This window comes from Lysobacter sp. Root983 (assembly GCF_001429345.1).
Lineage (GTDB): Bacteria > Pseudomonadota > Gammaproteobacteria > Xanthomonadales > Xanthomonadaceae > Lysobacter.
Window position 1 is genome coordinate 670344 of sequence record NZ_LMJO01000001.1, and the last position, 22452, is coordinate 692795.

At 69.1% G+C, this 22452-nt stretch carries 22 protein-coding genes; 5 read left to right on the forward strand and 17 right to left on the reverse strand.

What is annotated here, in order from left to right; genetic code table 11:
- Positions 1–42 precede the first annotated feature (42 nt).
- From ASE43_RS02940 to hrcA, 12 genes are all read right to left on the reverse strand, one after another.
- A complete protein-coding gene (locus tag ASE43_RS02940; RefSeq protein ID WP_057159849.1) occupies positions 43–486 on the reverse strand; it encodes a hypothetical protein in 444 nt (147 codons plus the stop codon).
- A gap of 14 nt (positions 487–500) precedes the next feature.
- Positions 501–1079, reverse strand: coding sequence for a hypothetical protein (locus ASE43_RS02945; RefSeq protein WP_056174940.1), 579 nt, complete (start codon positions 1077–1079; stop codon positions 501–503).
- Complete coding sequence (gene carA, locus ASE43_RS02950; protein WP_057159419.1) at positions 1076–2203, reverse strand: glutamine-hydrolyzing carbamoyl-phosphate synthase small subunit; 1128 nt, start codon at positions 2201–2203, stop codon at positions 1076–1078. Before carA ends, ASE43_RS02945 begins: the two co-directional genes overlap by 4 nt.
- 345 nt (positions 2204–2548) lie before the next feature.
- The gene (gene dapB, locus ASE43_RS02955; protein WP_082576291.1) at positions 2549–3274 is read right to left on the reverse strand and encodes a 4-hydroxy-tetrahydrodipicolinate reductase; all 726 of its coding nucleotides are present in this window, start codon (positions 3272–3274) and stop codon (positions 2549–2551) included.
- A gap of 58 nt (positions 3275–3332) precedes the next feature.
- Positions 3333–3794 (reverse strand): hypothetical protein, encoded by a 462-nt coding sequence (locus ASE43_RS02960; protein ID WP_057159420.1) that lies wholly within the window; start codon positions 3792–3794, stop codon positions 3333–3335.
- A gap of 88 nt (positions 3795–3882) precedes the next feature.
- Positions 3883–4485 carry a hypothetical protein gene (locus ASE43_RS02965; RefSeq protein WP_056174950.1) on the reverse strand — a complete coding sequence of 201 codons (603 nt, stop codon included), beginning with the start codon at positions 4483–4485 and terminating at the stop codon, positions 3883–3885.
- Positions 4486–4536: 51 nt separating this feature from the next.
- On the reverse strand, positions 4537–4869 hold the full coding sequence (locus ASE43_RS02970) for a hypothetical protein (RefSeq protein ID WP_057159421.1): 333 nt from the start codon (positions 4867–4869) through the stop codon (positions 4537–4539).
- A 48-nt stretch (positions 4870–4917) separates the two neighbouring features.
- A complete protein-coding gene (locus ASE43_RS02975) occupies positions 4918–6813 on the reverse strand; it encodes a DUF3857 and transglutaminase domain-containing protein (protein WP_057159422.1) in 1896 nt (631 codons plus the stop codon).
- 205 nt (positions 6814–7018) lie between these two features.
- Entirely contained in the window at positions 7019–8152 is a 1134-nt protein-coding gene (dnaJ, locus tag ASE43_RS02980) for a molecular chaperone DnaJ (protein ID WP_057159423.1), read from the reverse strand.
- 120 nt (positions 8153–8272) lie between these two features.
- Entirely contained in the window at positions 8273–10186 is a 1914-nt protein-coding gene (gene dnaK / locus ASE43_RS02985) for a molecular chaperone DnaK (protein ID WP_056174962.1), read from the reverse strand.
- 140 nt (positions 10187–10326) lie between these two features.
- Positions 10327–10842, reverse strand: coding sequence for a nucleotide exchange factor GrpE (grpE, locus tag ASE43_RS02990; protein ID WP_056174966.1), 516 nt, complete (start codon positions 10840–10842; stop codon positions 10327–10329).
- A 658-nt stretch (positions 10843–11500) separates the two neighbouring features.
- Positions 11501–12550: a heat-inducible transcriptional repressor HrcA gene (hrcA, locus tag ASE43_RS02995; protein WP_056174969.1), complete on the reverse strand. Its 1050-nt coding sequence runs from the start codon at positions 12548–12550 to the stop codon at positions 11501–11503.
- 455 nt (positions 12551–13005) lie between these two features.
- On the opposite strand from hrcA, the gene recN reads away from it, so the two are divergent.
- Positions 13006–14673, forward strand: coding sequence for a DNA repair protein RecN (gene recN / locus ASE43_RS03000; RefSeq protein WP_057159424.1), 1668 nt, complete (start codon positions 13006–13008; stop codon positions 14671–14673).
- 385 nt (positions 14674–15058) lie between these two features.
- Here the strand turns inward: recN and fur are convergent, their stop codons facing one another.
- A complete protein-coding gene (fur, locus tag ASE43_RS03005) occupies positions 15059–15460 on the reverse strand; it encodes a ferric iron uptake transcriptional regulator (RefSeq protein WP_056174976.1) in 402 nt (133 codons plus the stop codon).
- Positions 15461–15650: 190 nt separating this feature from the next.
- Between fur and ASE43_RS03010 the strand changes: the two genes are divergently transcribed.
- Positions 15651–16046: an outer membrane protein assembly factor BamE gene (locus tag ASE43_RS03010; RefSeq protein ID WP_056174978.1), complete on the forward strand. Its 396-nt coding sequence runs from the start codon at positions 15651–15653 to the stop codon at positions 16044–16046.
- A 55-nt stretch (positions 16047–16101) separates the two neighbouring features.
- On the opposite strand, the gene ASE43_RS03015 is transcribed toward ASE43_RS03010, so the two are convergent.
- Both ASE43_RS03015 and ASE43_RS03020 read right to left on the reverse strand, forming a co-directional pair.
- A complete protein-coding gene (locus ASE43_RS03015) occupies positions 16102–16383 on the reverse strand; it encodes an RnfH family protein (RefSeq protein WP_057159425.1) in 282 nt (93 codons plus the stop codon).
- The gene (locus tag ASE43_RS03020; RefSeq protein WP_056174984.1) at positions 16380–16814 is read right to left on the reverse strand and encodes a type II toxin-antitoxin system RatA family toxin; all 435 of its coding nucleotides are present in this window, start codon (positions 16812–16814) and stop codon (positions 16380–16382) included. Before ASE43_RS03020 ends, ASE43_RS03015 begins: the two co-directional genes overlap by 4 nt.
- Before the next feature lie 42 nt (positions 16815–16856).
- On the opposite strand from ASE43_RS03020, the gene smpB reads away from it, so the two are divergent.
- Positions 16857–17369: an SsrA-binding protein SmpB gene (smpB, locus tag ASE43_RS03025; RefSeq protein WP_056174987.1), complete on the forward strand. Its 513-nt coding sequence runs from the start codon at positions 16857–16859 to the stop codon at positions 17367–17369.
- Positions 17370–17742: 373 nt separating this feature from the next.
- On the opposite strand, the gene ASE43_RS03030 is transcribed toward smpB, so the two are convergent.
- Together ASE43_RS03030 and ASE43_RS03035 are read right to left on the reverse strand one after the other, a co-directional pair.
- The gene (locus ASE43_RS03030) at positions 17743–19932 is read right to left on the reverse strand and encodes a CHASE domain-containing protein (protein WP_057159426.1); all 2190 of its coding nucleotides are present in this window, start codon (positions 19930–19932) and stop codon (positions 17743–17745) included.
- Between the two features lie 56 nt (positions 19933–19988).
- The gene (locus ASE43_RS03035) at positions 19989–20447 is read right to left on the reverse strand and encodes a hypothetical protein (RefSeq protein ID WP_057159427.1); all 459 of its coding nucleotides are present in this window, start codon (positions 20445–20447) and stop codon (positions 19989–19991) included.
- 451 nt (positions 20448–20898) lie between these two features.
- Between ASE43_RS03035 and ASE43_RS03040 the strand changes: the two genes are divergently transcribed.
- Positions 20899–21270 (forward strand): helix-turn-helix domain-containing protein, encoded by a 372-nt coding sequence (locus tag ASE43_RS03040; protein ID WP_056174996.1) that lies wholly within the window; start codon positions 20899–20901, stop codon positions 21268–21270.
- Between the two features lie 455 nt (positions 21271–21725).
- Positions 21726–22418 carry an alpha/beta hydrolase gene (locus ASE43_RS03045; protein WP_057159428.1) on the forward strand — a complete coding sequence of 231 codons (693 nt, stop codon included), beginning with the start codon at positions 21726–21728 and terminating at the stop codon, positions 22416–22418.
- The last annotated feature ends 34 nt before the right edge of the window (positions 22419–22452 follow it).

Genomic DNA, 22452 nt, shown 5'->3' on the forward strand with positions numbered 1-22452 from the left:
CTCCGTTGAGTGCGCGTCGCGGGTGGTGTGGTGTGTTGCATGTCAGTACAAGCGGTCCTGCCAGTCGCCCGGGGGCAACCAGGTGATCTGCTGGCTGCCGGTGGCGTCGATCGCGCCGGCGCGCACGGCGTCGCGCACGCTCAGGTTCATCGCCTGCCAGCTGTCGGCGTCGCGGCCGATGCGCGCGCCGATGCGGTTGTTGTGCGCGTCCATGGCGCGGCTGCGGTTGCCCTGCCCGTCGCGCTCCATGACCCGGGTGACCCAGTCCACGATGCGCGGCGAGGTGGTGTAGGCGACCACGGCGCTGGCCAACGTGTGCCGGTAGGCGTCGGCGGGGCCGTTACGGCCGCCCGGCAGGCCGGCGGCGAAGAACTGCGAATACACCACGATCAGGACGAAGGCCGGATAGGCCGCGACCACGGCGCCGGCGATCAGCCAACGACGCCAGCGGCGCGCGGGCTTGCGCGCTGCGGTCGCGGCCTGGATCGTGGCGGCGCTCATCAGGCCTTGGGCATCTCGATGCCGCAGCGCTTGGACACGCGCTCGCTGAGCTTCTGCAGCTGTTCCGGGCTGACGTCGGTGTCGGGGAATTCGCGTTCCAGCACCTTGGCGGCCGGGCTCTGCATGAACTCCATGACCTCCATCAGTTCGTCGGCCTGCATTCCCTTGAAGAATTCGACCGCCTCGGCCTTGGGCGCTCCGTCGACGGCGTTGTCGATGTTGCCCTTGACCTGCTCGCGCATGCCGGCGACGAATTTGGCGCCGCCCTTGGTCTGGCCGAAGCGGGTCCAGGCGGCGATGGTCTCGCCGTCGCCGAACAGCTGGCGGAAGGCGTCGACCATGCTGCTGCGGAATTCCGGCAGCAGCTCGCCCTTGATGCAGCCGCGTTGGCTGTCGTTGAAGACCTTGAACTCTTCGGCGTTGTCGATCTTGCCGGCGATCACGCGCTCGATCGCGACGTCGAAGCCCAGCAACTGCTGGATCTGGGCGACTTCGGCATCGGTGGGCGCGGCCGCGGCGACCGGGGCCGACCAGGCCAAGCCCGCGGCCAGGACGGCGGCGAACGCGTGGAACTTCATCGTGCCGACTCCATGCTGGCGACGAAACGGTCGAACAAGGGCGCGACATCGTGCGGGCCGGGGCTGGCTTCCGGATGGCCCTGGAAGCTGAAAGCCGGCGCGTCGCTGAGCTCGATGCCCTGGTTGCTGCCATCGAACAGCGAGCGGTGGATCACCCGCACGTTGGCCGGCAAGCTGGCCTCGTCGACCGCGAAACCGTGGTTCTGCGAAGTGATCATCACGCGCCCGCTGTCCAGGTCCTGGACCGGGTGGTTGGCGCCGTGGTGGCCGAACTTCATCTTCAGCGTCTTGGCGCCCGCGGCCAGGCCCAGCAGCTGGTGGCCCAGGCAGATGCCGAAGGTCGGCAGCTTGCGCGCCAGGAATTCGCGGATCGCGGCGATCGCGTAGTCGCAGGGCTCCGGATCGCCGGGGCCGTTGGACAGGAACACGCCGTCCGGATTCAGCGCCAGCACCTCGGCGGCCGAGGTCTGCGCCGGCACCACCGTCACCCGGCAGCCGCGCTCGGCCAGCATGCGCAGGATGTTGCGCTTGACGCCGAAATCGTAGGCGACCACGTGGAAACGCGGTTCGGCCTGGACGAAGGCGTTGGCGTCCAGATCGAGCTGGCCGTCGCGCCACTCGTAACGCTCGCGCGTGCTGACTTCCTTGGCCAGGTCCATGCCCTTCAGGCCCGGGAACTTGCGCGCGGCCTCGATGGCCTTGGCCGCGTCGATGCCCTCGCCCGCCATCAGCGCGCCGTTCTGAGCGCCGCGATCGCGCAGCAGACGGGTCAGTTGGCGGGTGTCGATGTCGGCGATCGCGACCACGCCGCGCTCGGCCAGCCACTGCGGCAACGCGATCTGGCTGCGCCAGTTGCTGGGGCGGCGCGGCACGTCGCGCACGATCAGGCCCGAGGCCCAGACCTGGCCGGCTTCGTCGTCCTGGTCGGTGCAGCCGGTGTTGCCCACGTGCGGATAGGTCAGCGTGACCAGTTGGCGCGCGTAGGACGGGTCGGTGAGGATTTCCTGGTAACCGGTAATGGCGGTATTGAAGACGACTTCGCCGACGCTGAGGCCGGGCGCGCCTACGGAAACGCCCTCGAATACGGTGCCGTCTTCGAGAGCGAGGATTGCGGGTTGGGTCACGGGGGTCGCCTTGGCTGCCGAGGATACTGACCCCGTCCAGCGCGCACCGGCAAAACCGGCTTGCAGCAAAACACGGACGCGGTGCGGGACCGGTCCGGCGGGCGGGGTTCAGGCGAGCGAGAATTGTACCGACGCGGGCCGGCGAACGCCAGCCGCGCGAGCCCATTCCAGCGCCGCCCGCGCGTCCGGAAACCGGCTGTTCACCTTCGCGCCAGCGGTGTGGCGGTTACGGCCTGGATCGGCAAACCGGCGCGCTGCCCGCTCCGCGGCCCCTGCCTCGCCCTGTCGGGCCGGCGAACCAAGGGGCGCGCTGCCGTCAGGGGCCCGAGCCCGCCACGACGCGACCTACAGATTCGGGAACATCAGCTCGGCCAGGCCGTAGCGGCCCGGGCCTTGGCGCGCCACCTTCAACGCCGCCTCCAGCGCACCGCGCGCGAAGATGTCGCGGTTGGTCGCGCGGTGGATCAGCTCCAGGCGCTCGCCGGCGCTGGCGAACTGCACCGTGTGCTCGCCGACGATGTCGCCCGCGCGCAGGCTGGCGTAGTGCGGGTCGCGGCCGCTGCCGATCGCGACCGCCTGGCCCAGGTGCAGGGCCGTGCCCGAAGGCGCGTCCAGCTTGCGGGTGTGGTGGGCCTCGACGATGTCGCAGTCCCAACTCGGCAAGGCGGCCGAGGCGCGCCGCACCAGTTCGGTCAGCACCGCCACGCCCAGGCTGTAATTGGCGGCCCACACGATTGCGATGCGCGCCGAGGCGGCCTCGATCGCGCGGTTCTGTTCCGAGGACAGGCCGGTGGTGCCCGAAACCAGGGCGCGGCCGCGTTCGGCGCACAGCGCCAGCACCGGGTCGAAGCCCTCCGGCAGGCTGAAATCGATGGCGACGTCGAACTCGGGCACGCCGCTCAATTCGCTGGCGGCGAACTGCGGCACGCCGTCGACCACGCGCTGCGCCGGCGATTTGCGCGAGACCGCGGCCACCACGCTGAGATCGTCGCGGGCCGCGGCCAGACGCAGCAGCGCCAGCCCCATGCGCCCGGAGGCGCCGTGGATCAGGAGTCGGGGGATATCGTTCATGCCGGCAGGCTAACGGCTGGGCCGGAGTTTCGACAAGCGGCGACGACGGCGCGCCGCCCTACTCGTCGTAATAGGACGTCAGCGTGCGCAGCAAGGAACGGCCGTCGGGACTGACCAGATCGGCCGCGCGCCAGCAGCGGTCCGCGCCGCTGAAGCGCAAGCGCAGCTCGCGCGACTGCGTCGGCATGCGCTCGTCGAGCACGAAGCGGTAACGCAACCGCACCACGTCCTCGGCTTCGACGAAGTACTCCGGGTCGCGGGCCTCGCCGTCTTGCGCATCCAGCCAGGGATCGGCGTCGATCGCGCACACGCCCTCGACTTTGCAGGCCTGCTCGCGTTCCAGCAGCCGCAGCAAGGGCGGCGCGAAGGCGTCGCCCAGGGTCGTCGTCGGCTCGTTCCAGAACGTGTAGTGCTGCCGAAACCAGGCCTGCGCGGCGGCCAACGGCGTCTCGCCCAGGCAGGCCGCGTGCGCGGGCGCAGCGAGCGCGTAGGCGGCGATGAGCGCCAGTGTCCGTTTCATAAAGCGTCCTGATTGGGGTAACGATCGCCACGCGACGCGCACACACGGGTCTGGCCTGGACGCCCACGGCGCGAACGACCGCGCACGCTCATTCATACCAGCGCCACGCATGCAGCAGCGCATCGGCTTGGGCGGGCCCCTGCCCCAGGAACTCGGCCAGCGCGTCGCGCACGCTCGCGCGCGCCTGCGGCCGCAACTCGTAATCCTCGTCCAGCGCCGACTCGCCCAGCGCGGCGTAGGTGTTGGCCACGGTCGCCAGCGCGCCGAACGCGGTGGCCAGATCGTCGGCGATCGGGCGCGGGTTCCAGTGGCCGCCGGCCAGGTCGAACGACACCGCACCGCTGATCAGGTCGTAGATGAAGGGATGGCTGCCCTCCATCGCCACCACCAGCCATTCGTCCTTCCAGCCGCGCAGGCGCTCGCCGCTGAGCCCATGCCAGCGATAGCCGGCCTGGCGCGCCCATAGGTTCTGCAGCGGCGGGATCGACACCGGATTGCCGCCGCAGGCCAGGTCCAGACCGAGCGGGCCGACCGACGCGTGGCGGACGCCGCCCCAGGGGCCGACCTCGCGATAGAAGTCCAGCAAGGCCGGCGGCAGTGCGAACTCGCCCTGCCAGTCCGATGCCGGCTGCGCGCGCAACTCGCCCCAGGGCGCCAGCAAGGGCCGGATCGCGGCATAGCTAGGCGGCATGCGGCCTCCCGGCGGCGGGAGCGGCGCGCAGCGTGGACAGGCCGGTCCGCCTCATGCGTCGGCGACCTCGACCGAACCCCAACCCTGCTGCGCGGCGTACTCGTGCAGACGCTCCAGCATCGCCGCGGCCGCGACGGCCCGGCTGAGTTCGACGTGGAAGCGGGCCTGCGGCAGTTGCGGATCCCATTCGCTGCCGCGCACCCGGCAGACCACGCCGTCGCGCTGGCCTTCCCAGTAGAAATCGTAGGACTGGTTCGGCCCATGCCGCTCGATCAGACGCTGGCGGGCGATGCCCAGCACGTTGAACAGGCGGCTGGCGCCCGCCTGCAGGCCGCAGGCGTGGCGGCCCGGCATCAGCACCAGCTCATGCACAGGCGTCGGCATGCGTCCGTTCCGCCATCGGCTGTGTCGCGCAGCGCATGCCCTGCCCGCCTACTGGTACACCACCTGCGACTTCAGGTTCGGCAGCACCTTCTTGGCGAAGGCCTGGAAGGCGCGGTTGTACTCGGGCGTGCACAGCGGGCCGGGCGTGCCGTCCTCGAACACCCGGCTGGCCTCGAGCACATTGCCCTTGAGGCTGTAGGTGGCGTGGTAGCGCAGGCCGCCGGATTCGATCGACAGATTGGTGGGCACCGCGATCACCTTCATGCTGGCCGGAAACTCGATCCGGTAGATCTCCTCGGAGCGCCCGCCGGTGCAGGCGGTTTCGCCCTCGGCACTGAGGTCTTCGTTGGCGCTGGAGACGAAGCTCGCGACCGGCTGCGGGTTCATGAACATCGGCCGCAGCGGGATCGCGCCCGGCACCGGCAGCATCTGCGCGACCTCGAATTGGGCGTCGTAGTTCTGGCTGTCGATCAGGGGCTTGGGATCGTCCTGGCGGAAGCTGCCCTGCGCGACCAGGCCGCTGGACTGGAAGTAATTCTTGACCAGGTCCCGGGCCTGCTCCTGGGTCATCTCGCGCAGCGCGCCGCGCAAGGAGACCGCCGGGAAACCCGACACCTCCACCGCGACCTTGCCCTTGACCGAGCCGTCCTCGCTCACGGTCAGATGGGTGGTCATGCGCTGGCGGTTGCGCTCGGAACGATAGGCCGGCGTGCGCGCCTTCAATTCGGGCTGGTCGACGCGCAGCACCGGCTTGCCGGCCACGTTCGGCGGCAGGTCGCCGAACGGGATGCCCTTGGCGGTGGCGTCCAGGTACAGATCCAGCCCGGGCAGGTAATTGATCACGTGGTTGACGCTGGAGGCGACCGGAATCTCCGGCAGGCGGTAGACGTTGCCAGCGTTGACCAGGGCCTGGCTGGCCTCGATGCCCTTGGCCGCCAACAGCGCCTGCAGCAGGGTGGCGTGGTCTTTGCAGTCGCCCAGGCGGTTGTCGAGCACGAAGTCCTGGTCGCGCGGCACCACCGCGCCCAGACCGATGCAGTTGCCGCCGTAGTGGATGTTGGTCGACACCCATTCGTACAGGGCGCGCGCGACCTCGCGCGGCGCGGTCTTGCCGGCCGCGATCTCGTCGGCCAGCTTGCGCGCGCGCGCCGTGGGCACCGCCTTGGGCAGCGCGCGCTCACCGTAGACGCGGGCGATGTCGCCGTAGCTGCGAAAGGTCGAATAGGCGAAGCCCGGGAAATCCTCGACCTGGTAGACCGAGTAGTCCGTGCGCTTGCTCTTGGCCGGGGCACGGTTCTGATAGCTCCACTCGACGATACGACGGTCGCCGACGGTCTCGTCGCGCACCTGCTTCAATGCGCCCCAGGCCTTGTGCTGGGCCCACATCGCCGCCGGCGCGTCGATCTTGATGCGCACGTCGCCCGCGTAGCGGTGGTTGCTGAAGCTGTCGAGTTCGGAGAACTGGCGGTCGAACATCGGCTGCTTGCCGATCAGGCGATAGGACAGCACCACGGTGTCGCCGGCGGCGACATCGGGGAAGATCAGGCTGGTGGTGGCGATGTCGGAGAACGCCGGACCGCCGCCTTCGCGGCCGTCGTTGGTCTCGACCTGATAGTTGGACTTGGGCACCTCGATGCGGCGGCCGTCGGCTTTGCGCGTATAGGCCTCGATCACCTCGAACCGCTGAATGCTGGCGCTGTAGCTGATCGACTCGCGCTTGGCGTATTCGACCGCGCGTTCGTCCAGCACCTTGAGTTCGGTCTCGTGCTGTTCGACGTAGCTGCCGTCGGGCTGCACGGTGTAGGTCACGTGCGCGCGTTCGCTGCGCACCGGATCCTCGGAGGCGGCGGGCGCCGTCGCCGGCGTGGCGTTCTGCGCCGCCGCGGCCGTAGCCGCCAGCGCAATGCCGATCGCGGCGCACAGCCGCAGTGTTGCGATACGCATCCCTTCCCCCTGTCGCTACGTGGGCGACGAGCGCCGCGCATAGGCTCGCGGGGCGCCGTCCTGAACCGGCCGTACACCGGATGCGAGACGTTCTATCACATCGCGCGAGCGCCGCTAAGACCGTTCCGGCGCAAGCCGGCGGCAGCACACAACGGGCACGAAAAAGGGGGCCGCAGCCCCCTTCGGATTTCGCTATGCCTCGGGCTCAGGACGTCATGCGGTCCCAGAAACCCTTGACCCCGTCCAGGAAGGTCGAGGAACGCGGCGAATGCTTGCGCGCCCCCTCGCCGATGAAGGTCGCTTCGAACTTTTCCAGCAGCTCGCGCTGTTCGACGGTCAGATTGACCGGCGTTTCCACCACCACGCGACAGTAAAGGTCGCCCGGCTTGCGGCTGCGCACCGACTTCACGCCCTTGTCGCGCAGGCGGAACAGCTTGCCGCTCTGGGTCTCGAACGGAATACGCAGCTCGACCTCGCCGCCCAGCGTGGGCACGCGGATGGTGTCGCCCAGCGCGGCCTGGGAAATGCGGATCGGCACCTCGCAGTGCAGGTCGTCGCCGTCGCGCTGGAAGATATCGTGCTCGCGCACGCGCACTTCCACGTACAGGTCGCCCGGCGGCGAACCGGCTGGCCCGGCCTCACCCTCGCCGGTCAGGCGGATGCGGTCGCCGTTGTCGACGCCGGCCGGAATCTTGACCTGCAGGGTCTTGGTGCGTTCCACCCGGCCCTGGCCGTGGCAGTCCTTGCAGGGATCGGCGATGGTCTGGCCGCGGCCGCCGCAATGCGGGCAGGCCTGCTGCATCGAGAAGATGCCGCGCTGGAACCGGACCTGGCCGCGGCCGCTGCAGGTGGTGCAGGTTTCCAGCTTGCCGTCGGCCGAACCCGAGCCGTTGCAGGTGTCGCATTCGTCCAGGGTCGGGATTTCGATCTGCTTGTCCAGGCCGCCGACCGCCTCTTCCAGCGACAGCTCCATCACATAGCCGATATCGGCGCCGCGGCGCGGACCGCGCTGGCCGCCACCGCCGCCGAAGATGTTGCCGAAGATGTCGCCGAAAATATCGCCCATGTCGGCGTAGCCGGGCCCACCGCCGCCGCCACCGCCGCCCATGCCGTGCTCGAAGGCGGCGTGGCCGTGCTGGTCGTAGGCGCGCCGACGATTGGCGTCGGACAGCACCTCGTAGGCCTCCTTGCACTCCTTGAACGCCGCCTCGGCGGCGTTGTCGCCGGGGTTGCGGTCGGGATGGTGCTTCATCGCGCAGCGCCGATAGGCCTTCTTCAGGTCGTCGTCGCTGGCGTTGCGGGCCACGCCCAGCACTTCGTAATAGTCGCGTTTGCTCATGGGCCGGGATTCGTGATTCGGGATTCGTGATTCGTTACGGCGCAAAACTCAGGGACGGAACCGGTGGGGGAATAGCGAAAGGAGCGGGAAAACCCGCTCCTTCCAATCTCTAATCCCGAATCACGGCTTCTGATCGTCCTTGACCTCGGTGAACTCAGCGTCGACCACGTCGTCGGACTTGGCGCCGGCGTTGCCGCCCGCGTCTGCGCCCGGCTGCTGGGCCTGGACCGCCGCGAACAGGGCCTGAGCGGCCTCTTCCAGGGCCTTGGACTTGGCCTCGATCTGGCCCTTGTCGTCGCCCTTCATCGCGGTCTCAAGCTCGGCGATCGCGCCCTCGGTGCGGCCGATCGCGTCGCCCGGCAGCTTCTCACCGTGCTCCTTGATCGTGCTGCGCGCCATGTGGATCAGGCCGTCGGCCTGGTTGCGGGCCTGGACCAGGTCGTGGAACTTCTGGTCTTCCTCGCGGTTGGCCTCCGCGTCGGCGACCATCTTGGCGATCTCGTCCTCGGACAGGCCCGAACCGGCCTTGATCTCGACCTTCTGTTCCTTGCCGGTCTTCTTGTCCTTGGCCGACACGTGCAGGATGCCGTTGGCGTCGATGTCGAAGGACACCTCGACCTGCGGCATGCCGCGCGGCGAGGGCTCGATGCCGGACAGGTCGAAGCGCGCCAGCGACTTGTTGTAGCGGGCTTGCTCGCGCTCGCCCTGCAGCACGTGCACGGTCACGGCCGACTGGTTGTCCTCGGCGGTGGAGAAGGTCTGCGAGGCCTTGGTCGGTACCGTGGTGTTCTTCTCGATGATCTTGGTGAACACGCCGCCCAGGGTTTCGATGCCCAGACTCAGCGGGGTCACGTCCAGCAGCAGCACGTCCTTGACCTCGCCGGCCAGCACGCCGCCCTGGATCGCCGCGCCGACAGCCACGGCCTCGTCCGGGTTGACGTCCTTGCGCGGTTCCTTGCCGAAGAACTCGGCCACGGCCTGCGCGACCTTGGGCATGCGGGTCTGACCGCCGACCAGGATCACTTCGCTGATGTCGCCCGCGCGCAGGCCGGCGTCGTTGAGCGCGATGCGGCAGGGTTCGATGGTCTTCTTGACCAGGTCCTCGACCAGCGACTCCAACTTGGTGCGGGTCAGCTTGATGTTGAGGTGCTTCGGGCCCGAAGCGTCGGCGGTCACGTAGGGCAGATTGACTTCGGTCTGCTGGGCACTGGACAGCTCGATCTTGGCGCGCTCGGCGGCGTCCTTCAGGCGCTGCAGGGCCAGCGGATCCTTGCGCAGGTCGATGCCCTGATCCTTCTGGAACTCTTCGACCAAGTAGTCGATGACGCGCTTGTCGAAGTCTTCGCCGCCCAGGAAGGTGTCGCCGTTGGTGGCCAGCACCTCGACCTGCATTTCGCCGTCGACCGAGGCGATCTCGATGATCGACACGTCGAAGGTGCCGCCGCCCAGGTCGTAGACCGCGACCTTGCGATCGCCACCCTTCTTGTCCATGCCGTAGGCCAACGCCGCCGCGGTCGGCTCGTTGATGATGCGCTTGACCTCCAGGCCGGCGATCTTGCCCGCGTCCTTGGTGGCCTGACGCTGGCTGTCGTTGAAGTAGGCCGGCACGGTGATGACCGCCTCGGTGACGGTCTCGCCCAGGTAGGCCTCGGCGGTCTTCTTCATCTTGGCCAGCACTTCGGCCGAGATCTGCTGCGGCGCCATCTTCTTGCCGTCGGCGGTCGCCACCCAGGCGTCGCCGTTGTCGTGCTGGGCGATGCCGTAGGGCACCAGGTCCAGGTCCTTCTGCACTTCGGCGTCGGTGAACTTGCGGCCGATCAGGCGCTTCACCGCGTAGAAGGTGTTCTTGGGATTGGTGACGGCCTGGCGCTTGGCCGAAGCGCCGACCAGGACTTCGCCGTCCTTGGTGAAGGCCACGATGGACGGCGTGGTGCGATCGCCTTCCGCGTTCTCGATGACCTTGACGTTGCCGCCTTCCATGATCGCGACGCAGGAATTGGTCGTGCCCAGGTCGATGCCGATGATCTTGCCCATGGTGTTGCTCCCTCTCGAATGCTTTAGATGTTGCGGCTGCCGTTGCGGCGCCGATGTGCGTTATTTGGGGTCCGGTCGCGGGCGGTTCAAGCGCCCCCGCCCTCGCCCGCGCGCTCCGGCGCGCTCGCGCCGGCGACGGTTCAGGCGTCCTGGGCGACCACGACCAGGGCCGGGCGCAGCAGCCGCTCGTTCAGCAGCCAGCCCTTCTGGTAGACCTGGACCACGTGGTTCGGGGCGACGCCCGGGGCCGGGACCATGCTCATGGCCTGGTGTTGTTCGGGGTTGAACGGCTGGCCGGTGGGGTCGACCGCGATCAGGCCGTTGTCGCCGGCAACCTTGAGCAGCTGGCGCAGGGTCAGTTCCATGCCCTCGCGCAGCGCGCTGGCGTCGCCGCCGGCCGCGGCCAGGCCGGCTTCCAGGCTGTCGATCACCGGCAGCAGGTCGCCGAGCAGGCGCTCGTTGGCGAACTTGCGCGCCGTGTCGATGTCGCGCGCCAGGCGCTTGCGTTGGTTGTCGAGTTCGGCGCGCTCGCGCAGCGCGTCCTCGCGGACCTGGGCCAGTTCGGCGCGCAGGGTCTCGACCTCGTTCGGCGCGGCGGCGGAAGCCGGGTCCTGCGCGTCGGGGTGGAGTTCGGTATTCGGATCGTGGTGGCTCATGCTGGGCTGGTCCTGGCGGTATATCCGCGACAGGGGCAGCTATTGGGGCCAAGCCCGGACCGTTCAAGTGCGCGCCGCACAGAAGTGCCGGCATCTGCGGCGATCGTGCGGCAACGGCGGCGACCGGGGCGGTTCGATGCCGTTTTTGGGACGATGGGCATAGCCGCAGGGGCTATCGCACCGCCATCGGCATCATTGAGCGCGAGCGGCGCAAGCCGCGACCACGCCTTCCCAGCAACGACGACATCCCGCCCTTCCCCTGTAGGAGCGGCGCAAGCCGCGACCACGGGAGTCGGCGACCGACGCGGGCCCGGCCTCGGCTGGAACCTCGGTGATCGGCGGACTTCGGCTTCGGGCATCGCGGCTCACGCCGCTCCTACCCCAAAGCGGCGATCGGCGACGGCGATGGCCTTGGGCAGCAGCGACGCGAGTCGCGGCCTAAGCCACCAATGGCGACGCCCACCCCGCCTCGCCCGCTTCCTGTGGGAGCGGCGTGAGCCGCGATCGCGAAAGCCGTCGTGCTGCGGGTATTGGCTTCGGGTTTGCCTGCCACTCTCGGCGCACTGCCGCTTCGGCATCGCGGCTCACGCCGCTCCCACAGAAAGCCAAGGCCCGCGCCCGCGGATAGAAGGCCAAATCCCCAGACGCACGCCCCCGCTCAAGCCTCGGGCTTGAACGCATCCCCCAGGGCATCCGCCGCGGCCTGCACCACCGGAATCACCCGGTCGTAGGCCATCCGGGTCGGCCCGATCACGCCCAATACACCCAGCACCTGGCCGCCGGCGGTGTACGGCGCGGTCACCAGCGACACGCCTTCCAGCGGCGCCAGGCCGGTTTCCTCGCCGATGAAGATGCGCACGCCCGGGGCGTGGATGGTGCGCTCCAGCAGCTGCAGGATCTCGCGCTTGCGCGCGAAGGCCTCGAACAGCTCGCGCAGGCGATCCACGTCGGACAGCTCCTGCACGCCCATCAGCCGGGTCTGCCCGGCCAGCACCATGTCGTCGTCGCGGTCCGGCGCCAGCGCCTGCTCGGCCAGCTCGACCGACTGCGCCAGCAACGCGGCCATTTCGGACTGCGCGCTGCGCAGCTCGTGCAGCAGGGTCGCGCGTATGTCGGCGACCGGGCGCCCGGCGAAATGGCTGTTGAGGTAGTTGGCGACCCGTTCCAGCTCGCCGGCGTCGTAGGGCCGCTTGGTCTGGATGATGCGGTTCTGCACGTCGTGATCGGCGAACACCAGGATCGCGAGCACGCGCTGCGCGTCCAGCGGGACGAAATCGATGCGCCGGAACGCGAACTGCTCGCGCTTGGGCACGCTGACCACGCCGACGAAATGGGTCATCGCCGACAGCAGCTCCGAAGCGCTGCCGAGCAAGGCCTGGGTGCCCGAACCGGTCGGCAGCTCGTTGCGCAGGCGCGCCAGGTCGCCCTCGGGCAGCGGCCGCACCTGCAGCAGCGAATCCACGAACAAACGATAGCCCTGCGCGGTCGGGATGCGTCCGGCCGAGGTATGCGGCGCGCTGAGCAGGCCGGCGTCCTCCAGGTCGGACAGGATGTTGCGGATGGTCGCCGCGCTCACGTCCAGGCCGGCATGGCGCGCCAGCGTCTGCGAGCCCACCGGTTCGCCACTGTGGATGTAGCGCCCGATCAGCGTGCGCAATAACTGGCGCGCGCGCGGGTCCAGGCTGAGGTCGGAAGAACGGCGATTCATCGCTGTCGATATAAGCGCGCCGGGCGGTGGGCGCAAGCGCGGCGATGCGCGCGCGCCGTTCATGCAGCCGGAGACCCGTGTGAGAGCGCACCCGGCTGGCTGGCCTGCGGGGCCTGGCAGCCACGCAATCGCGGCTCACGCCGCTCCCACAGGAAGCGTGCCTGCACGCACCGCTAGTCGGTCGGGTTTGCGGTAGGAGCGACGCAAGTCGCGACCGCGCCATCGAGCCACGACGTAGCTTCCGTTCGTCGCCCTCCTCCCCAAGCTCGATGCCTAACGGGTTCCGCCCTCCCGTCGGAGCGACGTAACCCGCGATCGCGCCGCCCGCACTCGAAACTCGCCTGCCGCCGCCAATCTCAACCCTGGAGACTAATCCGACACAGATTGGCGGCATTCCCTGCTAGCCCGGTCACCCCCGACCCGGCACAATCGCCGCTCCACAACGCCGCCAGCGCATGCTCACCCACCTTTCTCTCAAGCATTTCGTCGTGGTCAGCGCGGCCGAACTCTCGTTCGGCCCGGGCTTGACCGTGATCTCCGGCGAAACCGGCGCCGGCAAGTCGCTGCTGGTCGACGCCCTGGGCCTGATCAGCGGCCTGCGCGCCGACAGCGGCGTGGTCCGCCACGGCGCCGACCGCGCCGAACTGGTCGCCGACTTCTCGCTGGCAGACGCCGCGCCGGCCGCGGCCTGGCTGCGCGAGAACGAACTGGACGAGGACGACAGCTGCCAGGTCCGGCGGGTGATCCGCGCCGACGGCGGCTCGCGCGCCTGGATCAACGGCCGCCCGGCCACCCTGGGCCAGCTCGCCGACCTGGCCTCGCGCCTGGTCGAGATCCACGGCCAGCATGAACATCAGGCCCTGCTGTCCAAGGCCAGCCAGCTCGCCCTGCTCGACGCCTACGCGCGCAACGATGCCGCGCGCGCCGCGGTCGAAACCGCCGCGCGCGACTGGAGCGCCCTGCTGCGCGAACGCGACGCCCTGATCGCCAAGGGCGACGTCTCCGAACGCATCGGCTGGCTGGAACACCAGCACGCCGAACTCGAACGCGAAACCCTGGAACCCGAGGCGATCGCGCGCCTGAACGCCGATCACAAGCGCCATGCCCACGCCGCCGGCCTGATCGCCGCCTGCGACGACGCCTTCGCCCGCCTCGGCGGCGAGGACGGCCCCTCGCTGTCGCGCAATCTGCAGCAGGTGCGCGCCGAACTGCAGCGCGTGGTCGAGCACGAGGCGCGCCTGAGCGACGTCGACGCCATGCTCGACGCCGCCGCGATCCAGGTCGACGAAGCCTTGGCCCTGCTAGGCCGCGTGCGCGACGACCTCGACCTGGACCCGTCCGCCTTCGACACCCTGGAACAACGCCTGGGCCGCCTGCACGAGCTCGCGCGCAAGCACCGCGTCGCCCCCGAACAACTGGCCGCGCACCGCGACGGCATGGGCGCCGAACTGGACGTCCTGCGCGGCGCCGGCGAACGCCTGACGCGCCTGGACGGCGAGATCGCCGGCGCGCGCAAGGCCTGGCGCGGCAACGCCGACGCCCTGACCGCCTCGCGCAAGAGCGCCGCCCAGGCCCTGTCGGCCGCGACCACCGGCCTGATCGGCGAGCTCGGCATGGGCGGCGGCCGTTTCGAGATCGCTCTGGAGCCCATCGACGAAGACCGCCCCGATCCGCAGGGCGGCGAGCGCGTCGAGTTCCTGGTCGCGGCCAACCCCGGCCAGCCCGCGCGCGCCCTGCGCAAGGTCGCCTCCGGCGGCGAGCTCTCGCGCGTCTCGCTGGCGATCGAAGTCGCCGCGTTGGGCCTGGATACGGTCCCCAGCATGGTCTTCGACGAGGTCGACTCCGGCATCGGCGGCGCCGTGGCCGAGATCGTCGGCCAGAAGCTGCGCGCCCTGGGCGCGAGCCGCCAGGTTCTGTGCGTGACCCACCTGCCCCAGGTCGCGGCCCAGGGCCACGCCCACTACCGGGTCAGCAAGTCGGCCAGCGAAGGCGTCACCCAGAGCGCGGTCCAGCGCCTGGACGCGAAGCAGCGCGAAGAGGAACTGGCGCGCATGCTCGGCGGCGTCGAGCTGACCAAGGAAGTGCGCGCGGCGGCCAGGCGGCTGCTGGCGGATGTGGTTTAAGGCCGGGATTCGGGATTCGGGATTCGGGATTCGGGATTCGGGATTCGGGATTCGGGATTCGGGATTCGGGAATCGGGAATCGGGAAGAGCTTTGCGGCCCGTGGCCACTCTCGATTCGTCATCCCCGCGAAGGCGGGGATCCAGTGACTTGCTCGGCCTATCGCCGACGACGCAAGCGCCCTAGAACCTCTCGGTTCCAGACTGGGCGCCACCTACGCGCCGAGTGGAGTCAGCGCGCGAATGACGCCGCGGACGCGTCCCGTATTGGACCTAGGCCTGTCGCGGCAACACAGCCCGCACCAAAGCAAAGGCCCGCCATGAGCGGGCCCTTCTAGTCTGGCGGCACCGGCAAGCGCTGCGCTCCACCGATCCCGCACCGCGCCCCTCAGCGCTTCTTGCGCACGTACAGCACCAGCGAATGCTCTTCGATCTCGTAACCGTGCTTGGCCGCGATCTTGCGCTGCAGCTCTTCGATCTCGGCGCTTTCGAACTCGGTGATCTTGCCGGTCTCGATGTCCACCATGTGGTCGTGATGATGGCCGCGGTCGAGCTCGTACACCGACTGCCCGGCCTCGAAGTTGTGCTTGAGCACCAGGCCCGCGGATTCGAACTGGGTCAGTACGCGGTAGACCGTGGCCAGGCCGATGTCCTCGCCCTTTTCCAGCAGCAGCCGGTAAATGTCCTCGGCGGTCATGTGGCGCGGCTTGGACTGCTCCAGCAGCTCCAGGATCCGCATGCGCGGATGGGTGACCTTGAGTCCGGCGTTGCGCAGGTCCTGCGATTCCATCTGATCGTCCTTCTTTATCGTGCTGACTGGGCGGCCCGGGTCGGCGTTCGCGCGCCGGCGGCGCGGCGGCCGCGGCCGGAACGGCGGATGAACGCGTCTCGGCGCGCCCCGGCCCACCCCTTGTGGATGCGGCCTTCAGTGTATCATCGGCGCGTTACCCGCCCGTCGCAGACATAGGTCCCAGCACACGATGCGCAAGCTCCTGCTCGTCCTTTCGATCGCCTTGATCACCTCCGGTTGCGGCATTCTCTATAAGCAGCCGATCTACCAGGGCAACCTGCTCGAGAAGACCGCGGTCGACCAGCTGCAGACCGGCATGACCAAGCAGCAGGTGCAGTTGCTGCTGGGCAGCCCTTCGATCGAAGACCCGTTCCACCACGATCGCTGGGACTACACCGCGACCCAGCGCACCGGCCGCCTGGCGCGGACCGAGAAGAAGAACCTGGTCCTGTACTTCGAGAACGACGCCCTGGCCCGCTGGGACGGCGACTACTTCCCGGAGCAGGACGAGCAGATCGCCAAGGCCGCGCCGAAGCAGTTCGGCCGCAACCTGGCCAAGGAAAAGGACAAGAAGCGCCGCCGCTGAGGCCGCGCTTCTCCGGTTTCCAGCGTTTCCGGCACCGCCAAGCGGTGCCTGCCCCTTACTTGGACGAGCCGCCCTTGAGCGGACCGCGCGCCTGCGCGCGGCGCCGACGCGCGTCCTTGGGATCGGCCAGCAGGGGCCGCAGCAACTCGACCCGGTCGCCATCGCGCAGGACCGCGTCGGGCTCCGCGCGCACCCCGTACACCGCATAGGCGACCGCCTCCTCGTCCCGCGCCCAGCCCGCCGCGGCCAGCGCGTCGCGCACGCGCGCGCCCTCGGGCAGGTCCAGCGCGCAGGTCTCGAACCGCCGCGGCCAGGCGCGGACCAGCTCGATCTTCACGCCTCGTCCCCGCGATCGGCGACCCGCACGAAGTCGTCGACCATGCGGTCGGCCAGGCTTTGGAAGCCGATCGCCATCGCCGGGCCCAGCAGCTTCACCGCCGGCTCGAACTCCAGGGTCAGGGTGACCTTGCAGGCCGACTCGTCCAGGGCGTGGAACTCCCAGCGCCCGCCGAGCTGGCGGAACGGGCCGTCGACCAGCTTGAGCTCGATATGGTGCGGCGGCGACAGGGTATTGCGGGTGGTGAACCAGGTCCGCAGCGCCCCCAGGCCCAGGTCCAGCCGCGCCACCATGTGGCTGTCGCTGGCCTCCAGCACCTGCGCGTTCTCGCACCAGTCGAAGCGCCGCGGATAGGCCGCGACGTCGTTGACCAGCGCGTACATGCGCGCGGCGGAATGTTCGACTAGGGCGGAACGACGGATGGTCGGCATGGAATATTCGCTAGCGGCCGCGCAATCGGGGACAATGGCGCGATGGCTAAAAATGCAAACAACAAGGCCGGCAAGGATAAAGGAAAGGGCGGCGCCGGCGGCACCATTGCCCTGAACAAGCGCTCGCGCCACGACTACCACCTCGAGGAACGCTTCGAGGCGGGCCTGGCCCTGCAGGGCTGGGAACTCAAGTCGATCCGCGCCGGACGCGCCAACATCACCGACGCCTACGCGGTCATCCGCGCGGGCGAGATGTTCCTGTACGGCTCCCAGATCAACCCGCTGATCTCCGCCTCGACCCACGTCGTGGCCGAGGAACGGCGCACCCGCAAGCTGCTCCTGCACCGGCGCGAGATCGACAACCTGATCGGCCGGATCCAGCGCGACGGCTACACCGTGGTGCTCACCGCGCTGTACTGGAAGGGCAACAAGGTCAAGGCCGAGATCGCCCTGGCCAAGGGCAAACAGAGCCACGACAAGCGCGAAGCCAGCAAGGAAAAGGATTGGGCGCGCGAAAAGCAACGCACGATGCGGCGCCATAACCGCGACGCTTGAGGGCCGGATTCGGGATTCGGGATTCGGGATTCGGGATTCGGCCAGAGCCTAGACCGCTGAGTCACTCCCGATCCGTCATCCCCGCGGAGGCGGGGATCCAGTGACTTCAGCGCCATGCCGCGATGCAGGCCCCTACTCATCGAAGCGACGCAAGCCGGCCGCCGACACTTCGACCAGTTCACCGAGACCTACTCGGGGAGCATTGTCGCGATAGCGCTTCCTCCCCCTTTGAAAAATGGGGATCGAGGGGGATTTGCTTTTGGAACGGGGCGAACCCACGCAGGGCCCTACGGGCTTAGCTCGAACGATTCCGCACACATTAGCGACACGGCAAATCGCAAACGATGCGCAGCACCGCTAAACGTTCAAACCCCTACTCCCCCGGCAAGGTAAACGTAAACGTCGCCCCCTGCCCTTCCACGCCCTCGGCACGGATGCTGCCGCCGTGGCGTTCGACGATGCGCTTGACCGAGGCCAGGCCGATGCCGTGGCCGGGAAAATCGCTGTCGGTGTGCAGGCGCTGGAACGGCCGGAACAACTTGCCCACGTATTCCTGGGCGAAGCCCGCGCCGTTGTCGCGTACGTGGAACTCCGTCAGCCCCTGCGCATTGGTGGTGGCGCCGAACGCGATGCGCGCCTGAGCCTGGCCGCGGGTGAACTTCCAGGCATTGCCTAGCAGGTTCGCGAGCAGGTTACGCAGCAGCGGCGCATCGCCGACCACGGTCAGGCCGGGTTCGATCTCGACTTCGACGCTGCGCTGCGGGTCGGCGGTGCGCAGCTCCTCGACGATTTCTCCGGCCATCCTGCTCAGGTCGATGCGATCGAACTTGAGCTCGCTGCGCGCCAGACGCGACATCTGCAGCAGGGCGTCGATCAGCTCGCCCATCCGCCCGGCCGCCTTGCGCACCCGGCTGAGGTAGTCGCGGCCGGACTCGTCGAGTTGCGCGGCGTGTTTCTCGATCAGGATGCGGCTGAAGCCCTCGATCGCGCGCAAGGGCGCGCGCAGATCGTGCGAGACGCTGTAGGCGAACGCCTCCAGCTCCTGGTTGGCCACGCTCAGCTCGCGCGTGCGCAAGGCCACGCGCGCCTCCAGGGTACGGTTGAGCGCGTGCACGCGTGCCTCCGCGCGCAAGCGCTCGGTCACGTCCTCGATCTGGACCAGGCCGGTGATGTCCTGACCGACGTTGCCGGGCACCGGCGAATAGGTCAGTTGGACCTGACGCACCAGCCCGTCCCCGCGATGCAGGCGCCGCGTCGCCCGGTGCACGCCGTCGGTGTCGGTGCGGCCGGTGGCCTTGCCGATCAGTTCGTGGTCCTCGTTATCGAACAGGGCATCGAAACGCGTCCCCAGCAAGGCCGCTTCGTTGTTGCCGACGATCGCGACCAGGGCCGGATTGGCCTCGACGATGCGGCCTTCGCTGTCCAGCAGGGCCTTGCCGATCGCCGAATAGCGCATCGCGCTGCGGAAACGGGTTTCGCTGCGGCGATAGTCCTCGGTCATGCGCAAGGCGATCTTGCGGGCGCGCGCCTCGGTGCGGGCCAGGGTCAGCGCTACCGCGTACAACAGCAGGGAGGCGAACAACCCCAGCGCCAGCATGTTCTGCAGACTGGCCAGGCGCGGCGCCGACTGCGCCTGCGGGCTGGATTCGAACTCCAACCGCCAGCGCCGCCCGTAGACGTCCAGCGTGGTCGAGTGGCGGAACGCCGACTCCACCTCGTCGCGCCCGCGCGGGCTGGCGTACAGCAAGGTGCTGCGGGCGCCTTCGACGTCGTAGACGCGGAAGCGCGCGTCCTTGAAGGCGCCGCCCATCGAATTCTCGGCGAAGCGCTGCATGCGGAACGGCACGTAGACCCAGCCCTGCATCGAGCTGCGACGCGCGTCCAGGCTCTGCGGCCGATCGCCGCCGCGGTACACCGGCAGGTACAGCACCAGCCCGGTCTGCTTCTCGGCTCCGTCCTGGATGAGTTGCAACGGCCCGGTCAGCTGCGGTTGGCCGGACTCCAGCGCCGCCAGCATCGCGGCCGCGCGGGTCGGCTCGGAGTACATGTCGTAGCCGATCGCCGCCACGTTGGCCGCGGTCTTGGGTTCCAGGTACAGGATCGGACCGTAGTCGCGGCGCACGCCGCGTGGCCGCACCTCGAGCAGGCCGTAGCCGGATTCGCGCCATTCGGTCTGCAGATCCGGCAGACGCGAGCTGCGCACGTAGCCGCCAAAGCCCAGCCCCAGCATCGCCGAGAAGCGCTGGCTCAGGTTCATGCCCTCGACGTAGGCGCGCCACTGTTGCGGGGTCGGCCGCGCCACCGAGGCGAACAGCGACACGCCGCCGCCGGCGACCAATTCGTAATAGATCAGGCGCTGCCGCATCAGGTCGGTGATGACCTTGGTCTGGACCTGAAACTCCGATTCGGCGGTGCGCAGTTCGCGATCGCGCGCCACGGTCCAGGTGGTGAACACCAGCACCAGCGCGCCGATCAGCACCAGCAAGGCCAGCAGGTAGCTGCGACGCGGCACCAGGCCGGACAGCTGTGCCGCGGCGGAATCGTCCGAATGGGTTGAGCTCATAGCGCGAGCATACAAGCCGAGCCAGCGCCGAGGCACGTTTGCGGCACGCCCGCCGCTTAGGGTTCGGCCGCCTCGCGCCGGGACGGCGACGGCGCCTCGCGGCGCAGGCCCTCCAGCATCAAGGCGTTCACGCACTCCAGATGTTCGCCGGCGATGCGCCGGCACAGGCGCGCCCAGCGCCGCTGCTCGCCGGCGTTGCGTCCGGCCTGCTCCGACTGCGCGACGTGACGCTCGATCTCGCGCGCCAGCCACAACAGCGTGTCGCCGTTATCGCTTTCGCGTTCAGCCAGCTCCGGCAAGCTGGGTTGGCGCCGCATCGACACCGCCAGCGCGCAGGCCGCGGCCGCGATCAGCAAGGCCAGCGCCGCGGCCAGACCGGCCGCCACGGACGAGGCATCGGCCCAGTCCGCGCGCAGCGGCGACGCCGGTTCGGCCGCCGCGACCGCCACCAGGGCGGTGGTGTCGGATTCGCGTCCGGGCGCCTCGACCCGCGGATCCGGCCGGCCCATCGGCATCAGCCCCGCCCGGCCCGACGCGGCAGCGCCATCAACTCGACCGCGCTGACCCGCCCGGCGCAAGCCTCGGCCATGCGCAAAGCTCGGTTGCGCGTAGAAACGAAGCCACGAATACGCATTTGACGCAGCATTTCTGTGGACACACCGGCGGCCTTGGCCGCCAACCCGACTGTCGCGAAGCAGGCGACATAACGCTGGATCGGGTTTTCGCGGGAATTTCCGCCTTCCGCGCTTGCGGCTGGTACTGCACGAGCTGTATCGGCCACGACATCCCTATCGTCGTCTACGCCACTGCAATATACAACTTGAAATAGCGAAATACAACACCCAAAAAGTGTGATTCGTTTCCACAAGATGCGCAAGAATGAGTTGCGCTCTCCCGCGCAAGAACGAGTGGACACCCGGTGACGGACAACCGATCGAGCCTGGCAGGACGCACAGGCGGTACCGCATGAGCAATACACCCCACGACGAATTCGCCCGCCGCCTGCATCAGGCGCTGGATTTCTCCGGCTTCGCCAAGGGCCGCGCCCGCACCGGCGCGCTCGCCTCCTACTACGGCGTCAGCCGCGAGACCGCGCGCAAATGGCTGATCGGCCTGGCCCTGCCCGAGCTGGAGCGCATGCTCTCGATCGCGGTGCAGCAGCATGTGAGCTTCGAATGGCTGGCCACCGGCCGCGGCACCATCGAAGGCAAGTCGCTGTCGGTGCGCGACCAGACCACCAAATACAGCGACCCCGACGAACTGCGCCTGATGGGCCTGATGCGCAAGCTGTCGCGCAAGAAGCGGCGCGCCCTGATCGAGCTGCTGGACGGCCATTGAGCCAGCGCGGGGCCTGACCGGCGCGGATCGCACCTCCCTGCCATCGGCACGACGGCCGTTGCGTCGAGGCTGCGCCGTGCGCGTCGCATGGGGCGAGATCAGGCGCGCAGTTCCGCGCGTGGGACCGACCACGCAGCCGCGGATAGGCGCCGGCGTCGCGGGCGCGGCGTATCCGGACACGACGCGATCGCGATGCGGCTCGTGGCCTGGGTCCGCCCCTGCATCAGGGGTCCGTCGCCCGCCTATCCCAGCATCCACACCGGCGCCACATTTCGCCCGGATTTAACGCGCCCGGATCGAGTCTGTGCGGGCCGCACCGCTCGACCGCCATCGCACCGGCCACCGCACGGATCCGCTCCCCGCCGCCTACGGCTCGACCGATGTCCGCCCGCCAAGGCCGCGCCGACCGGCCCTGCCGGCACACCGTCGGCGCCCCCAACGTCAGGAGAGCGATCATGAGCGGCAAGCCCACGGTGGTGCTGGTACACGGTTTCTGGGGCGGCGCCGCCCATTGGAACAAGGTCATCCTGGAGCTCAAGCGCCAGGGCTATGGCTCGATTCGCGCGGTCGAGCTGCCGCTGACCTCGCTGGCCGACGACGCCGAGCGCACCCGCAAGATGGTCGCCCAGGTCGACGGGCCGGTGGTGCTGGTCGGGCATTCCTACGGCGGCGCGGTGATCAGCCAAGCGGGCAACCTGCCCAACGTGGTCGCCCTGGTCTACATCGCCGCCTTCGCGCCGGATGCCGGCGAAAGTCCCGGCGGCATCACCCAGGAGCACGTGCCGATCGCGGCCTCGAACCTGGCGCCCGACAGCGACGGCTACCTGTGGGTGCAGGCCGACAAGTTCCATGAAAGCTTCTGCCAGGACCTCACGCCCGACGAGGGCTACGTCATGGGCATCACCCAGAAGGCGCCGCTGGCCAGCACCTTCGGCGATGCGGTGAGCGCGCCGGCCTGGAAACACAAGCCGTCCTGGTATCAGATCTCCAGCCAGGACCGCATGATCGCGCCCGAGAACCAAAAGCGCATGTCGGCGCGAATGGGCGCGCGCAAGGTGATAGAGCTGGCGGCCAGCCACGCCTCGCTGGCCTCGCAGCCAGCCGAAGTCGCCGCGCTGATCGACGAGGCCGCCCAGGCCTCGGCCTGAGCCCGCACGCCGCGCGATCTTGCCGATCGCGCGG

Coding starts and splice junctions, on each gene's coding strand:
- ASE43_RS02970 (WP_057159421.1), bottom strand. CDS start 4,869: ATGCCGACGCCTGTGCATGAGCTGGTGCTGATGCCGGGCCGCCACGCC.
- ASE43_RS02965 (WP_056174950.1), bottom strand. CDS start 4,485: ATGCCGCCTAGCTATGCCGCGATCCGGCCCTTGCTGGCGCCCTGGGGC.
- ASE43_RS02975 (WP_057159422.1), bottom strand. CDS start 6,813: ATGCGTATCGCAACACTGCGGCTGTGCGCCGCGATCGGCATTGCGCTG.
- ASE43_RS03030 (WP_057159426.1), bottom strand. CDS start 19,932: ATGAGCTCAACCCATTCGGACGATTCCGCCGCGGCACAGCTGTCCGGC.
- smpB (WP_056174987.1), top strand. CDS start 16,857: ATGGCTAAAAATGCAAACAACAAGGCCGGCAAGGATAAAGGAAAGGGC.
- grpE (WP_056174966.1), bottom strand. CDS start 10,842: ATGAGCCACCACGATCCGAATACCGAACTCCACCCCGACGCGCAGGAC.
- dnaK (WP_056174962.1), bottom strand. CDS start 10,186: ATGGGCAAGATCATCGGCATCGACCTGGGCACGACCAATTCCTGCGTC.
- ASE43_RS03045 (WP_057159428.1), top strand. CDS start 21,726: ATGAGCGGCAAGCCCACGGTGGTGCTGGTACACGGTTTCTGGGGCGGC.
- ASE43_RS03040 (WP_056174996.1), top strand. CDS start 20,899: ATGAGCAATACACCCCACGACGAATTCGCCCGCCGCCTGCATCAGGCG.
- fur (WP_056174976.1), bottom strand. CDS start 15,460: ATGGAATCGCAGGACCTGCGCAACGCCGGACTCAAGGTCACCCATCCG.
- ASE43_RS03035 (WP_057159427.1), bottom strand. CDS start 20,447: ATGCCGATGGGCCGGCCGGATCCGCGGGTCGAGGCGCCCGGACGCGAA.
- dnaJ (WP_057159423.1), bottom strand. CDS start 8,152: ATGAGCAAACGCGACTATTACGAAGTGCTGGGCGTGGCCCGCAACGCC.
- ASE43_RS03010 (WP_056174978.1), top strand. CDS start 15,651: ATGCGCAAGCTCCTGCTCGTCCTTTCGATCGCCTTGATCACCTCCGGT.
- recN (WP_057159424.1), top strand. CDS start 13,006: ATGCTCACCCACCTTTCTCTCAAGCATTTCGTCGTGGTCAGCGCGGCC.
- hrcA (WP_056174969.1), bottom strand. CDS start 12,550: ATGAATCGCCGTTCTTCCGACCTCAGCCTGGACCCGCGCGCGCGCCAG.
- ASE43_RS02945 (WP_056174940.1), bottom strand. CDS start 1,079: ATGAAGTTCCACGCGTTCGCCGCCGTCCTGGCCGCGGGCTTGGCCTGG.
- dapB (WP_082576291.1), bottom strand. CDS start 3,274: ATGAACGATATCCCCCGACTCCTGATCCACGGCGCCTCCGGGCGCATG.
- ASE43_RS03020 (WP_056174984.1), bottom strand. CDS start 16,814: ATGCCGACCATCCGTCGTTCCGCCCTAGTCGAACATTCCGCCGCGCGC.
- ASE43_RS02960 (WP_057159420.1), bottom strand. CDS start 3,794: ATGAAACGGACACTGGCGCTCATCGCCGCCTACGCGCTCGCTGCGCCC.